The organism is Rhizobium hidalgonense (genome assembly GCF_005862185.2).
Taxonomy (GTDB): domain Bacteria; phylum Pseudomonadota; class Alphaproteobacteria; order Rhizobiales; family Rhizobiaceae; genus Rhizobium; species Rhizobium hidalgonense.
This window is the reverse complement of sequence record NZ_CP054027.1, coordinates 3239557-3252871: the sequence shown is the minus strand read 5'-3', so window position 1 is coordinate 3252871 and position 13315 is coordinate 3239557. Positions and strand designations below refer to the sequence as shown.

21 protein-coding genes are annotated in these 13315 nt (G+C 60.7%); 10 read left to right on the top strand and 11 right to left on the bottom strand.

What is annotated here, in order from left to right; genetic code table 11:
* Positions 1 to 153 precede the first annotated feature (153 nt).
* A complete protein-coding gene (locus FFM81_RS15825) occupies positions 154 to 525 on the top strand; it encodes a COG4315 family predicted lipoprotein (RefSeq protein WP_003569690.1) in 372 nt (123 codons plus the stop codon).
* A 197-nt stretch (positions 526 to 722) separates the two neighbouring features.
* Here the strand turns inward: FFM81_RS15825 and FFM81_RS15820 are convergent, their stop codons facing one another.
* The 5 genes from FFM81_RS15820 to FFM81_RS15800 form a co-directional block, all read right to left on the bottom strand.
* On the bottom strand, positions 723 to 2306 hold the full coding sequence (locus FFM81_RS15820) for a hypothetical protein (RefSeq protein WP_138385152.1): 1584 nt from the start codon (positions 2304 to 2306) through the stop codon (positions 723 to 725).
* Positions 2307 to 2547: 241 nt separating this feature from the next.
* The gene (locus FFM81_RS15815; protein WP_003569686.1) at positions 2548 to 2997 is read right to left on the bottom strand and encodes a type II toxin-antitoxin system VapC family toxin; all 450 of its coding nucleotides are present in this window, start codon (positions 2995 to 2997) and stop codon (positions 2548 to 2550) included.
* Positions 2994 to 3245, bottom strand: a complete 252-nt coding sequence (locus FFM81_RS15810; protein ID WP_003569684.1) for a type II toxin-antitoxin system Phd/YefM family antitoxin — start codon at positions 3243 to 3245, stop codon at positions 2994 to 2996. The genes FFM81_RS15815 and FFM81_RS15810 overlap by 4 nt, the downstream gene beginning before the upstream one ends.
* A 98-nt stretch (positions 3246 to 3343) precedes the next feature.
* Positions 3344 to 3952 (bottom strand): hypothetical protein, encoded by a 609-nt coding sequence (locus FFM81_RS15805; protein ID WP_003569682.1) that lies wholly within the window; start codon positions 3950 to 3952, stop codon positions 3344 to 3346.
* Between the two features lie 253 nt (positions 3953 to 4205).
* Positions 4206 to 4394, bottom strand: a complete 189-nt coding sequence (locus tag FFM81_RS15800; protein ID WP_138385153.1) for a hypothetical protein — start codon at positions 4392 to 4394, stop codon at positions 4206 to 4208.
* A 178-nt stretch (positions 4395 to 4572) separates the two neighbouring features.
* Between FFM81_RS15800 and FFM81_RS15795 the strand changes: the two genes are divergently transcribed.
* A complete protein-coding gene (locus FFM81_RS15795) occupies positions 4573 to 4812 on the top strand; it encodes a DUF982 domain-containing protein (protein ID WP_003569678.1) in 240 nt (79 codons plus the stop codon).
* A gap of 20 nt (positions 4813 to 4832) precedes the next feature.
* Here FFM81_RS15795 and FFM81_RS15790 read toward each other — a convergent pair whose 3' ends face one another.
* From FFM81_RS15790 to FFM81_RS15780, 3 genes are all read right to left on the bottom strand, one after another.
* On the bottom strand, positions 4833 to 5060 hold the full coding sequence (locus FFM81_RS15790) for a hypothetical protein (protein ID WP_138385154.1): 228 nt from the start codon (positions 5058 to 5060) through the stop codon (positions 4833 to 4835).
* Between the two features lie 11 nt (positions 5061 to 5071).
* A complete protein-coding gene (locus FFM81_RS15785; protein WP_003569674.1) occupies positions 5072 to 5335 on the bottom strand; it encodes a hypothetical protein in 264 nt (87 codons plus the stop codon).
* A gap of 806 nt (positions 5336 to 6141) precedes the next feature.
* Entirely contained in the window at positions 6142 to 6789 is a 648-nt protein-coding gene (locus tag FFM81_RS15780; RefSeq protein WP_003569670.1) for a S24 family peptidase, read from the bottom strand.
* An 83-nt stretch (positions 6790 to 6872) separates the two neighbouring features.
* On the opposite strand from FFM81_RS15780, the gene FFM81_RS15775 reads away from it, so the two are divergent.
* From FFM81_RS15775 to FFM81_RS15745, 7 genes are all read left to right on the top strand, one after another.
* Complete coding sequence (locus FFM81_RS15775; protein ID WP_138385155.1) at positions 6873 to 7091, top strand: hypothetical protein; 219 nt, start codon at positions 6873 to 6875, stop codon at positions 7089 to 7091.
* 186 nt (positions 7092 to 7277) lie between these two features.
* On the top strand, positions 7278 to 7532 hold the full coding sequence (locus tag FFM81_RS15770) for a sigma-70 family RNA polymerase sigma factor (RefSeq protein ID WP_097537477.1): 255 nt from the start codon (positions 7278 to 7280) through the stop codon (positions 7530 to 7532).
* 32 nt (positions 7533 to 7564) lie between these two features.
* Complete coding sequence (locus tag FFM81_RS15765) at positions 7565 to 7930, top strand: hypothetical protein (protein ID WP_138385156.1); 366 nt, start codon at positions 7565 to 7567, stop codon at positions 7928 to 7930.
* Entirely contained in the window at positions 7896 to 8291 is a 396-nt protein-coding gene (locus FFM81_RS15760) for a hypothetical protein (RefSeq protein ID WP_138385199.1), read from the top strand. Before FFM81_RS15765 ends, FFM81_RS15760 begins: the two co-directional genes overlap by 35 nt.
* A complete protein-coding gene (locus tag FFM81_RS15755; protein WP_003569661.1) occupies positions 8288 to 8599 on the top strand; it encodes a GcrA cell cycle regulator in 312 nt (103 codons plus the stop codon). Before FFM81_RS15760 ends, FFM81_RS15755 begins: the two co-directional genes overlap by 4 nt.
* A gap of 11 nt (positions 8600 to 8610) precedes the next feature.
* Positions 8611 to 8808 (top strand): response regulator transcription factor, encoded by a 198-nt coding sequence (locus FFM81_RS15750; RefSeq protein WP_172643046.1) that lies wholly within the window; start codon positions 8611 to 8613, stop codon positions 8806 to 8808.
* A 13-nt stretch (positions 8809 to 8821) separates the two neighbouring features.
* A complete protein-coding gene (locus tag FFM81_RS15745) occupies positions 8822 to 9427 on the top strand; it encodes a hypothetical protein (RefSeq protein WP_138385157.1) in 606 nt (201 codons plus the stop codon).
* Between the two features lie 147 nt (positions 9428 to 9574).
* On the opposite strand, the gene FFM81_RS15740 is transcribed toward FFM81_RS15745, so the two are convergent.
* The 3 genes from FFM81_RS15740 to FFM81_RS15730 form a co-directional block, all read right to left on the bottom strand.
* Positions 9575 to 9877 (bottom strand): hypothetical protein, encoded by a 303-nt coding sequence (locus FFM81_RS15740; protein WP_138385158.1) that lies wholly within the window; start codon positions 9875 to 9877, stop codon positions 9575 to 9577.
* 344 nt (positions 9878 to 10221) lie between these two features.
* On the bottom strand, positions 10222 to 11205 hold the full coding sequence (locus FFM81_RS15735; RefSeq protein ID WP_138385159.1) for a phosphotransferase enzyme family protein: 984 nt from the start codon (positions 11203 to 11205) through the stop codon (positions 10222 to 10224).
* 75 nt (positions 11206 to 11280) lie between these two features.
* Positions 11281 to 11976: a class I SAM-dependent methyltransferase gene (locus FFM81_RS15730; protein WP_138385160.1), complete on the bottom strand. Its 696-nt coding sequence runs from the start codon at positions 11974 to 11976 to the stop codon at positions 11281 to 11283.
* 423 nt (positions 11977 to 12399) lie between these two features.
* Here FFM81_RS15730 and FFM81_RS15725 point away from each other — a divergent pair, with 423 nt between their 5' ends.
* A complete protein-coding gene (locus FFM81_RS15725) occupies positions 12400 to 13230 on the top strand; it encodes a glycosyltransferase family 25 protein (protein ID WP_138385161.1) in 831 nt (276 codons plus the stop codon).
* The last annotated feature ends 85 nt before the right edge of the window (positions 13231 to 13315 follow it).

Here is a 13315-nt window from a genome sequence, read left to right as displayed (position 1 = left end):
ATAATCGTCATTGGCGCTTCGCGGACGTTATAACCATTGCTGGCCTGTCGTGTTCGTCCCCCGTGGACGGAACTGCTTTCATAGTTGGGCGTTTTTCTCAGTTAGTCCGGCACTGCTGGCATTCCGCCGGCACTGCCGGATGGGAGAAAAATCATGAGAACGATATTGATCGCGATAGGTGCCTTAACTGCTGTAGCCGGGTCTGCTTTTGCGGCCGAGCCTGCCAAGACGGTGGACACGAAAATGGGCAAGGTCCTGGCTACTGAAAAGGGCATGGTCCTTTACACCTTCGACAAAGATACAAAAGGCAAATCCAACTGCGATAAGGATTGCCTGAAGAAGTGGCCGGCGTTCCACGCCGGAGCCAAGGCCAAGGCAGAAGGCGAATGGACGCTGGTCAAAGCTGCGGATGGCAAAGAGATGTGGGCCTACGAGGGCAAGCCGCTCTACACCTATGTCGAGGATAAGAAAGCCGGTGAGGCCAACGGCGATGGCGTTGGGGGAGTTTGGCACGCGGCCAAATAGCCGAACCGGCGACCGTTTGAACGGGCGTTCGCCGGATCGCCTAGAACGGCGGCGCGGCTTACCGACGCAATGCCGGGGGCACGTTGTCGTAGCGCGGCCCGGCGAAGCCTGATCTGGAGATCTGCTCGTGTCAGTACCGGTCATTCCGGCCGGAACGCGGTTGGAGAAGAAGCAGCGTGCGGCTCTGTGCTGCGATCTCAGCCGCCGACCGTGATTTCACCGTCGGCAACACGTTTGACAAATATCTTCAAACCTTCATGCCGCAGTTTCTTCCAGCCGCCGTCGGAAACCATCGATTTAGCCAGATCGGCAAACCCCTCGGTAAGGTAGGGAACCTGCGATGCCGGTCGTTTGCCGAGCGCTTGAATCAAGCAGTCGGTTCTTGGCGGGGACGAGAACGTGTTTCCGGAACGTTGCATGACGATCTCCAAATGATCTGTGCCGTCTGGAAATCGGATCGTCCCATAGCCGCACTTGGCCGCGGCATTCACTTCGGCCTTGGAGAGATTGTCTTGCAGAAGAAATGACAGCTGGCTGAAACTGTTGTCAGTGTAGTCGAACTGCCCCAATATGATGAAGTCCAGTTCGTTCTGCCCCTTCCTGGCGCCTTTGATCTTGCCAAAGAAGTTGGAATTCACCTTGGTGTCTTTGCCTGTCTTCATGGCAAGCATTTCGCCCAGCTTGATATAGGTCCTCGGTTTTGACGAACCGTTTTCGGCACCGGCCGCGGCGTTGCCTGAAGGCAGACTTGCGGTCTCCGGCTTGGCATAGGCGTCAGCGAAGGCTTGCAGCGTCGTCAGATTGAGCGCCTCGGGAAGCCCGCTCTCAAACTTGCGGCAGGAGAGTGCGGCCTGCCGTGTTGCCTTGTCAGGCTTGCCCTCGACATTCCCTGGCTTGCAGCCCAAATGAACCAGTTGCTGCTGCAACCTCTTGAGCAAAACTGCTTGTTCGGCGGAATAGTCGCTGACACCGCGGGTCACACTGACATTGCGGACATCGATGCCGATACCATCCGGCTGCACCACGTCAAACTGGGACGTATGATGGTCATAGTTCTTCCATTCGTTGCCCCAGCCCATCATCACCGGGCCGAGAATGAAGTTGAATGATTTCGGGTCGCGGTTTGATTGCGGCTCGCACTCGTTCGATTCCCAGCAATGCGGCGCTTGGTTGGTTGCTTCACCTTCGGCGGCGTAGATCACCTTGTTGTCGCAGCTTGCCGCAACCCATCCGCTCTCATCGTTTGCCCATCGGATTTTCAGCGAGAATGTCGCCCATTTGCCGAAATCTCCCGGTTTCTGGCACTGGCGGGCGAGAAAGTTCACGCCGTTGCGCGTGTCGGCTTTCAGCATGTAGATGAAATTGTGGATTGCCGGTCCTTCCCAGGACGCGAGGCGCAAATGGCTGTCCCAGCCATCGGGATAAAAGCCATTTGCGGAGTTGTTGTGCCAGCCCTTGTAGGCAAAAGCCGGATCGAGCCGGAAATCAAACTTGTATTCGACGCTTTCGCCAACCCTCATGTCTCGCATATAGCGGATCGTCGAGCGGACGTTGCCATTGCGACAATCATTTTCGCCGCGTCCATCTCCATAGTCGACATTGGAACACTGACGGTCGAATATCTCGAACCGGGTCACGCCGTCCTTGACCTCCGGTCTGACCGATCCGTTGAATTTGTGGCGCTCAAAACCTTTGGGGAGCGGGTCGGCAGTCGCACCTGCGTGGGGCGCAAAAACCATAAGCGCGCCAACCGCCAGCCCAACTATGGGATTTTTCAGCATAGCTCCCTCTCCAAATTGGACGCCAACCATACCACGATCTCTCTTGGAAGGTCGGGTTTAGCTCGGGTTCAGATCGGTGCGTGAGGCGCTGCGATGAGAAGGAGCCGCGGTCAAAGCTGCCCAACTGCTTGTGCTTGATGTCTTCAACGATGCCACCGAGGCCGAGCAGGCGCGACGGGCGTTTAGCCGGCAGCCAGGGCGAGCGACATCAAGGGCGGCTCGTGATCGGCGATGCTTCGGATCATTCCGACCGGAACGCGGCGGGGAGATCGACAGCGACGTCAAGCGGCTGGAAATGCCGCAGGTTTTCCGTAATGACGGTAAGGTCGTAGGCCCGCGCGGTCGCCGCGATGATGAGGTCGCCGAGACCGGGGTGACGGCCTTGGCTCTCGGCTTCATCTTCCAGAGCGCCGGCGATGCGCGCGACAATAGTATCCATCGGCAAGATCCGATCGCCGAAACTGTCGGTGATGAAGTCCAGCCATGTCGAAAGGCGCTTTGCCCGCTCGATCCCGCCGCGACGGTGAAGGCTCCGCATTCCCTTCTCGATCTCGGCGACCGATAGAGCCGACAGAAACAGGCTATCGGCTTCGCCTTGTTCATGAAACCATGCCCGTACCGGATCGGACGGCGGCATCTTGCCTGGCGCGAACTTCGAAATGATATTGGTATCGAGCAGGTAGGCGGTCACAGATCGATATCGCGCATTGTCGACGGGTTCCGCTCCAGTTCGACCCCGCCGGGGAAGGTCAACAGGAAATCCCCGAAATTCGGCCGTGGCTTCTTCAAAGCCCTTTTCGCGGCCTCGGCCGCTTTGACGGAAACGAGGACGGCAGCGGGCTTTCCGTGCCGCGTGATCGTGACGAATTCCCCCTTCGCCGCGTCATCGACCAAACCGGCGAAACCGGCCTTTGCCTCTGCCACGCTGATTGTCGACATCGCCGCCTCCGTTTCTAAATGACCATATATAGTCAAATTAGGCGGCGGCGTCGGCGAAATCAAGGGCGAGAATTTTCCAAGGGCGCTGCGGCGGCGGCTTAAGGAAACGCGTTCGGCAGACTATCGTCCAGAATATAGAAGTGTTCGCCGATCTTTCTGATGTTGACGTATTCGTCCGGACCTGAATCGAGATCCACGCATTCCTTCTTTTCCGAGCATGATATTTGGACACGCTGTTGCCAGGCCGCGGATTGCTCGCCCCTGGGCAAGGAGACTTCATCACTCTCGTCGTAGACGAGCGTCGAGTAGGTTTTCTCGAGGAAGGTATCGTCCCATACGAATGTCCTGAATCGTTGCTCTCCGCCCGGCAGATCGGTTCGTTCGATCTCTGCCAGGTACGTTTGCTTGGTCAGCGCAAATCTAACGCTGTCGGACGTTATGCCGACAGCAGCGAGGATACGGAGCAGGACCAGCAACAGAAGGGGTGCGATCAGGAGAGAGACGAGACGCCGCCAGCGTCGCTGCGCCAGATTGATGCAGAGGGAGCCTGCGACGGCGATTAGGGTCACTACCCATATGATCAGGCTAATCGTCCACCAATCCAATTGGGGATGAAGCCAATATAGCCAATTTTGCGCCAGGAATGGCAACAGCCAGAGGGCATATGTCCACGTAAACCTGTCTCTACGCTTTACTGGCTCTGGCACGTTTTAGCCACCGGCAAATTTCATTGATTCTCTGATCCACAATAACATGACAGGCGCCTCAACCGGAGCAGTCTGCCGTATTTCGCGCGAGGTGCCGCGTCATGAGCATTGGTCGCGGTCGAGCCTATTTGCTCGGCGCCCCGGCGCTCAGCAGCGCCCGCACCAATGCCGCCTGGCTGCCGCCCATCGCGCGGTCCCCAGTGATAAGGGATCGCAGCATAACATGATCGATCTGTCTGACCATAAGGGCACCTCATGCCTTGATGACGCCAGCCAGAAGCAGCGTCACGCCGGCGGTTGCGGCCGTCAGCCCGAGGAGCCGAAGCCTCAGGCGCGGAAGGGTGATCTGATTTTGGTAGTATCGGTCCCCGGCCGCAGCGCCCATCGGCATCGGGCGGCGACGGTTTGGCATATGCGCGGCGACCAGACTCTGAAGGTCCATTGTGTTGCCTCCTGGTTCGGGCTTCATCTGCCGCATTCTCGCACGCGTCCGGGCCCTGCTCTGTCATGCAGGCGGAGGACATCGGGCTCGGCGCCCGGCTGGCGAACGAAGAGCCGTCTCAACCGGAACGAGTCGCAAAGTGATTCGTTGAGTCGCGTTCCGTGTGAGATACTGGGCCATGAGCAAGCGACGAAGCTTCAAACCGGTGAAGATCACCATCAATGGCAAGGTGAGGACGGTCTATAATGTCGTTCAGGCCGGCAATGCCTTACTGAACGACTGGCCCGACCAGACGCCGGCGGCCAAGGTTGCCGAAGGGCTGGTGCTCGACGTCTTCAACGATGCCGCCGAACCCGAGCAGGTGCGGCGGGCCTTCATCACCGCGGCCAAGGCGAGCGACATCAAGTTCAGCTCCTGATCGGTGATATCGAGCAAAGCTTATTTCCATGACATCAGCTCCTGATCGGCGAGATCCTGCGTCTTGAACTGTGTCTCCAACCAGGCGGCGGTGACGATGGCGGCGAGGAAGCCGAAGGCGAGGCAGGTGATGGCCTGCTTGCGCCAGGAGATGAAGGTGACCGGCGGGGAGGTGAGGGGCTTTTCCGCGCATTCACCGGCTGGGCAGGCGCAGCCGGAAAAAGCCTTGACGATGCAGTCTGACGACATCTGCGTTTTCCTCAGGCGTAAAGCTGGTCGCGATCGGTCATGCCCATGATCTCGCGGGCATAGCGGTAATGCTCCTCGACGGAGGCACTCGCACCGCGCAGCCAGGATGGGCCGCGGACCGAATGTTCGGGACGGCGGAGATAGGCAAAACCGAGAGCACCCATGCGCTGGGCCTCGATCGCCATATAGGCGCTGCAGTCGCTCGTCCCGCGCGCGCCATTCCAGCGGGCGCCGCGCTTGCTTTCCTCGGTCTCGATATTGCGGATGTGCTGCATCGCCCTGTCCTCTGCCTGCCGTATCGGCTCGAGATAAAGGTATATATCATACCCAATCACGTCAACCGTAAAAGGTATAAAAAATACCTTAATGATTGACGAGGTACGAATCATAGGCGTATGTCTGGGCCAAGTGATTGGGCGACCGGGTGCAACTCCCGAGCTGACGAAGCCCAGCGGCGCGGGAAGCGAAAGTCCTTAAGTGCGCTGTCAGAAAATCAGGACGAGGGCGAAGCGAATGGCCCCTCTGGCACGTGTCCCATCCCGGCTCCGGCCTTCAGGACCCTGGCCAATGCTCTCCCGGCTTCATGGGCTTTGCTCATGGGGTAGGGGGAAGCTTTGGCCGGAACCCTCCCTCACCAGCCTTCAGGATCGAAGACAGAAAGATAGAAACAAGGTTATCCTGGAATCTGATGCTGCGAAAAAACGGAGGCGCAACGAGATCGAAATCGCCGACGCGGTGATCGAGCCCGGGCCTTGGGCTCGCCCAATTTAACGATCTGGGGGAGAGTGGCTGCCGAAGGATGTTGCTCGCAGCCATTCGTTCCATTCCGGCGAGAATGCCGGTGGTATGCGGATGGCGTCTGCAGCTTCCGCAATGTGTAGTTTCAGGGGGGGTGCCTCTCACGATCCTGGTCGCCGGATCGGGGGAGTCGGAGCGAGATCCTACAGGCCGTACATCTCACGCGCGGCGCTGAAGGTCAGCAGAGATACCGCTGATGTGACGATATAGAGCCAAATTCTGCCGGCGGAAGAAGGGCGGATCATCTTGTTTTCCCTAATGAATATGGTTTATTCGCAACGGCTTACATCTCGATGATCGATCGGCGGACGCGGCCGACGATGGTGACGGCACCCTGGAATTGCGGCGGCGGCACATCCTCGTAGGAGGCGGGCTGGAAGGGCGGGTCGTCGTTCGGGCGATAGCGTTTGTAGGTGGCGGCCCCGGTCTCGTCGGCGACGACATAGAGCGCGTTCGGCGCCAGGCGCTTGTCGCGAAGGTTGACGAAGATGATCGAGCCGGGCGGCGAGATCTTGTTCATCGAATTGCCTTCGACCTCGAGCGCGATCCATTCGCCATCCGGCAGATCAAGGGCTGCCACCGTCGGGAATTCCGAAAAGTCGGTGATCGGCGCCTGTTCGCTCAGCTGGCCGGCGCTGACCCAGGAGATCTTCGGCACATCGGCGACGGAGACCGGCAGCTCATCCGGATCGAGCGCGTTGCCGGTTCCGAACTGCAGCCAGTTGAGGTTGACCTTGAAGGCGCGGGCATATTTCTTCGCATCGGCAATGCCGAAGCCGTTGCGGCCGGACTCATGCGCCTTGTAGACATTCGCATTCCAGCCGAACCGCTCGACGATCGCCTTCGGCCCGGCAAAGCCCGCGTTTTTCCTGGCCATGACCAGCCGCTTTGCGCGTTCTTCGCGCTCAAATTGTTCCTGATCTTTCAACATGATATAAAAAATACCCTAGTTTAGGGTATATGTCATGCCCTTTTACGCTTGACATATCGGGTATTAATTGTACCCTAATCGACATGACAAACAGCGATATCATCAACAACTGGCCAAGCCTCCGGCGCTGCGGCGCCCACTACACCGGCTGCCCGAACTGCGGCAAGGCGCTGTCGATCGCCGAGGTGATCGAGCGCCACTGCGAGACCTGCGGCCGGCAGACGAACCCGAAAGAGATGCGGCGGACCGCCGATCCAGGCTCTTCTCGGCTCACCGATCCCGACGGCGTCACCCCTCCCTGACGGCGCTCGGCGGCCGGCGTCGCTGCCCTCCCTCGGCGACGCCGGCGTCCATACCCCGGACGGCGGCCCGGCAGGCGACCGGAGCCTTTGCTCCTGCAACTGAGCCGGCGCTCCGGTCGCCGTCGATGAATTCACATGAAGCAGCTGGCAGCCCCGCTTCGGCGGGAACGCCGCGCTGCGCTCGAAATGGACAAGAAGGATCACACTGGCATGAACTCGCTAGAGCTTTTCCGCACCGGCAGGGACTACATCGAAATCGCCGCCATCCTCGGCATGTCGGTGCCTTCGGTGGAAATCGAGATCCACCGGCTGCGCAGCGCCGAGAAGGGCGATACCGCCCACGAGGTTCATGCCGGTGCGGAAATCCACCGGTTTGGCCGCCGTCTCAAGCCCGGCACGCCGGTCAATTTTGCCGGCGGCCAGCGGCGGCTGGGGGTTTGAGCGTGGCTCGATCGACCGGGAAAGGAAAATGCATGGCGAAGGAAACAATGAGCAAGGACATCATGGACATCCTCGGCCCGGTGCTGGGGGAGGAGCTGGCGGCAGCCGTCATCGAGCATCGCAAGCGCACGCTGAAGCGGCCGCTGACGGCTTACGCCGCAAAGATCCAGGCCAGGGAATATCTGCTGACCGGCGATCCGGCCGGTGCTGCCGAGATGCAGATCTTCCGCGGCTGGCAGGCGATCAAATGCGACTGGTACCTCAAGGAGAAGGCGAGGGAAGCCCAATCGATCAACAGCAGCCCGAGAAGGACGACAGTCGATGCCGCAAGAGATTTCCTCTCCGGTGAAGATCATAGCGGCGATGCTTTCGGGTTTCCCGGCATCATCAGGCACTGATCCCGATATGCAGATCCGCGCCTATCTGCTGGCGATCGACAGCATCCCGCCGGAGGCTGTCTGGCAGGCCGCCAAACTCTTCATCTCCGGAAAGGTCAAGAACCATAACCGCGCCTTCGCCCCGAGCTGCGCCAGCTTTGCCGAGCAGTGCCGCCGTCAGCAGGCGGCGATCGAAGCGCAAAGCCGCCCGCGCCTTACGCGGCAGCCCGAGACGCCGCAGCCGAAAGTCGCGGCCTACAAGATGCAGCTGCTGCGCGACGCGGCGAACGGCAGCCGCAGCGCCAGGCGGAAACTGGCGGAAATGTTCCCCGACAACCCGATCATTGCAAAAGCCGCACGGCACGAGGAGGCATTGAGATGAGAGGCCTATTCTGGACGGAAGACAAGATCGTCGAGGCGCAGAAGCTCTGGCAGGCGGGGCGCTCGGCACGAGAGATCGCCGATCTGTTCGGATCGAAAAAGAACACCGTCATCAACATGGCGCACCGCAACCGCGACAGGTTCCCCGCACGGCAGGCCATCAGGCAGCCGCTGCCCGAGACCTGCCAGGCGCCTGCGCCGATCCGCCATCCCGATCGGGTCACGCGAGTGACGCTGTCGGGTGCTGAGGTGACGATGCCGCGCGTGCCCTGCATCGATGGGCCGGCGCCACAAGCCCGCCCATCATGAGCCCGGCCATCGTGAGGACCGTCACCCCGCGGGAAACCGAAATCATCGGCTGGATGGCGGCGGGAAAGACCGCTGCCGAGATCGCCACCATTCTCGGCATATCGCCGATCACGGTGAACACGCACATATCAAACGCCAAGGTGAGACTCGGCGTCTTCAAGGATACCGCACTGGTCGCCGCCGCTCTTCGCAACGGCATCATTCGATAGAAGGACAATCAGCATGGGTGGCAAAGCAGCCAAGGTTAAGACACAACGGGTAAACAAGGGCGCCGGCCGGCCGCGCAAGGCCAATGTCGAGCGGTTTCCCTGCGGCAAGATCAAGCCTTTCGAGACCGAGAAGGACAATATCAGCGTCGCGATATCAGCCCGCCGCCGCATCCACGGCTTCGGCCGGACGGTCAGCGACGAGACGGTCAAGAGCCCGTTTGCCGGTTATACGCTCGGCCGCATGTTTCTCGACGGCCTGATCACCGCCGAACAGCGCCAGGCCGGCGACGACTATGCCGAGGCGATGGCCCGCTACCACAAGACCACCGGCATCCCCGCCCCGAGCCCGAGGGCGCAATCGCTCTTCGCCGTCAAAGGCCACGAAGGCGAAGTGACCGAAAGCCTCGCCGACCGCGCCCGCAAGGCCAGCAACCGCATGATGGCGCTGCAGGCCATCCTGCTGCGCTGCCAGGACGGCCCGCAGGTCAGGAGCACGGTCTATAACGTCACGGTGATGGACTACGAACATCTGCGCCAGATGCCGCCGCAGCAATTGCTGTGGCTGCGGCGGGGGTTGATCGCGCTACGAGATTATAAATCACGGGTTGCGCGGGGATGATTGAGATGCAACGGCGAATATGCGGCTCAATCCCCAATTGCCTCCCAAACCGAGGCCTGGGAGGGAGACAGGTGGGGCAATTCGAGGTCTATGGCTTAGGCTTGCGATAGGACCGGCGAACCTCTTGGTAGTTCTGACGGCCGTTCATCATACCTTTTGGACGAAGGGCAGGAGCTTGAACAGGTCGCCATCCGAATTTACGCCTCGGTAACGGCCTGATTTCACGTTGGCGTCTAGCACCAAGACCCGATCCTTTGAGGAGTTGAAGTCCGATTGGAAATAGATGCGATCGCAGAACGCTTCGATTGTTTCGGGAGACTCGACAACGATGAAGGATGTTGTTTCTGCCCACCAAACGCCTGAGGCCTTCACCTGTTCATTGAAGGAAGAGTAGCGCTTGTCGTAGGTATCGTCATAAGCGAAGTCGAAGCTGACGGTATATACTGCCATGTCTGATTTTTCCTGCGGTATGCCACAGGACGGCTTGACGACTTTTCACGCGGGACTAAAGTCAGAAGTGCTTTCATGCCGAGCCGTCCTTTTGGCTTGGTTTGAGTTGGGGGTGATGGTTGTAGTGGACCATCACCCCACACGTTTCCGAAGAAAATCGAGTCTGGCAAGCAAAAAGGCGTGTCAAGTCAGCAGATTTGCTTACGCTTCAACAGAAGTCCGTGGTTAATCGGAGCGCTTTTACCAATCCGTAGACAATGAACGCTTGTTGTGAGCCGCGCGAATCAGTGTTGGGCGCTTTGCTCCTCTTCTAGCGGGGAGAGACCCACGGCCCAGAACCGAATTCAGAGCAGACGATCGACAAATTGCTCGCTCTCCCAGACCTTCAGAAAATTCGCTTCCCGGGCGATCCAGCCGACGGCCTCGCTGCCCCATTCCTGGGCCCGGCTGGCATATTCGCCCATCAGCCAGATGTGGCGGACGATCACAAAGCGCTGGGCGGCTTCGAAGTCGTCCGGGGTTATCGGCCGCACGGTCCGATAGCCGTCGATGAAGGCGTGCCACATGGGAGTCGAACTCCGGCCGAAGGAGACTTGCGCCCATAGAAAGACCGACAGGTCGTAGGCGAGGTATCCCGGACCGCCGTCGTCAAAATCGAAAAATACGGCTTCGCCAGCATCGTTGATGCGCGCATTGAAGCCGTGGCAGTCCCCGTGGCAATTGGTCCAGGTCAGCTCGCGGAATGCGTCGATCGCCTTTGCGGTCCGCGCCGCGATGGTTTCAAGCTCGCGATAGACGTCGGCATCTTCGACGACGCCGCTGTCGCGTATGCGCGCCAGCGGCCGATGCAGCAGGTGTTCGAGGTCGAGCCGATAGAGCGCGCCGTCGGGCGAAAATGTCTCGGCGGCATTGTGCAACAGGGCAAGGGTCTTGCCGTTGGCCAAGGCATCGCCGGCATCGGTTGCCTGCGGCGTGCGGCCATCGAGCGCCCGGAAGAGCACGCCCTCGCGCCCACCCTCCGGCGCTGACCCCTGCAGGAACAGGGCGCCCGCGCGTGTCGGGATGGGTGCGGCGACGGGAACGCCCGATTGCGTGAGATGCGTGAGAAACGCCGTTTCGGTTTTGACGTCGGCCGGCCCCCGCGCCCGTCGATGCGAAAGCCGGAAGACATAGCGCTCGCCGTTGCCGCCGACGACCAGATAAACGTCGTTCAGGCCGCGTTGCAGCAGGCGGCAAGAGACCGGCTCTGCCAGCGCATAATGCGCATCGATGAACCGTTCGACAGCCTCGACCCGCGGGGTCGAATAGAGCGGATCAAAGTCGAGCATCGATGCTGTCCCCTAAGAGCTTTGTGAAAAGGCCATGCTGGCGTTCCTGCAGGAATCTTCCCTTCCGGGCCGTCGTCATGTCTTCACCACCGAAAAGAACAGGAACCGCGGCGTGGTCGTCAGGCTCCGATAGGCCTGCGGAAAAAGCGTGCGGGCGCGAGGATCGGGCTGGGGTTCGCTGACGATATCGATCTGAAAACCGGCGGCCTTGAGTGCGTCGAACATGGCGTGCAGCGGCCGATGCCAGAAGCGCATGGCGATCTCCTTGCCGCCGTGCTGCCAGGTTTCGTCGAAGCTGTAGGTCTCGAAGTAGTTGTCGCGGCCGCTCGAGGGGTGATCCATGAAGGGATGGTGGGTGGAGAAGACCAGCCGGCCGCCTTGAGGCAGCAGCCGGTTGAATTCCAGCAGCGGCCCCGACCAGTCCGGCAGATAATGCAGGACCAGCGGGGCGAGGATCAGATCGAAAGCCTTGTCCTGGAAAGGCAATGGTTCGTTCAGGTCGGCCAGCAGCAGGCGGGCGCGTCCTTCCAGGCGGCGCTGCGCGATATCGAGCATGCCGGCGCTTGCGTCGATCCCGGTGACCACAGCCCCGCGCTCGAGGAGCGCTAAGGCATGCGCCCCGCCGCCGCATCCCGCATCGAGCACGGAAAGCCCCGCGACCTCGCCGACCAGGGCAAGAATGGCCGGCCGTTCGTAGTAGGCATTCCAGGCGTTGACCTCATTATCGGCGTCATAGGCCGCCGCGAAGGCGTCATAATCATTCTCGGTCACGGTTTGCCTTTGCGGAGAGTTTATCGAGAGTGGATGCCGGCGGGTGAGGGGTGGGACGTACCATTTTTGCGAGAATCTCTGGGAAATGCAAGCAGCATAGATCTCCGTTCAGAAATCGTCGCGTGCCCCTCATCCGCCTGCCGGCACCTTCTCCCCGCACGCGGGGCGAAGGGGCCTCTCGCTCCCTCGCAACTCTCACGCAGGGCACGTCCCCTCTCCCCGTTTTACGGGGAGAGGGTTAGGGTGAGGGGCAACGCCCATGGTCCAAACGGGAAGGCATCCGGCCCGACATCTCCCGCAAGTTTGCAATTTGACGACGCTCCGGCAGCCACCTTACGAAACTGTATAATCCGGGCGAGGTGCCTGTGAGTTTTCCGGCGCAGGCTTGGCGCAGTTGTTGCCAAGTCGAAGGCCAGATTTCTCATGAACATGCGCGCCACACCTGCCGCCCTGATGCCGGCGATCCATCCGGTCAGCTTGCGGGTCGATACCTATCTGATCAATCTCGACCGCGCGCCGTTACGCCGGTTTCGCATGGAACGGCTGCTGGTGGACATCGGCCTGGCCTTCGAGCGCGTGCCGGCAGTCGATGGCGCAGCGCTCGGCCTGCCGCATCCGGATTTTGACGAAGCAGCCTATCTCAGCCGGCACGGCCGCCGGCCGAACCCTTTCGAGATCGGCTGTTTTCTCAGCCATGTCGAATGCGCCAGGCGCTTCCTCTCCGGCGATGCCGAATTCGCGCTCATTCTGGAAGACGACCTCGATTTCGACGACGACCTGGCCGAGGTGCTCGAGGCCGCCCTGCAGCATCAAAAGCGCTGGGACATCCTGCGTCTTTCCACCGTCAACACCGGGAAAAAGCATCGGGTGGAGCCGCTGACGGCGTCGCGCTCGCTTGCCATCGCGCTGACCCGCGAGAAGGGCTCCGGCGCCTATCTGATCAACCGGAAGGCGGCCGGCTGGATTGCCGGGGCAATGCTGCCGATGCGGCTGCCCTATGATCTCGCCTTCGACCTGGAGTTTGACGAGGGGCTAAGCGCCTGCTTCGTCGATCCGCTGCCGGTCAGCCAAAGGGCCGATCCCTGCTCTCAGATCCAGGCCGGCCTGTCGGCCTACCGGCTTGGCCGCCGGCGGCCGTGGAGCGTCCTGCCCTATCGCACGGCGGCTGAGCTGCGCCGGTTTGCCCGCCGCTTCCGCCGTCTCGCGGCCTGGCGGATGAGCGGTCGGGACCACTCCGTCGGGCTGAGCGGTTAGAAGGTCTCAGACGGAACGAGCGGCTGGGGCGGCTCTCCCGGGGGAGCGATCAGCACCGTTCCCCCCGGGCCGAGCGGTCAGGACC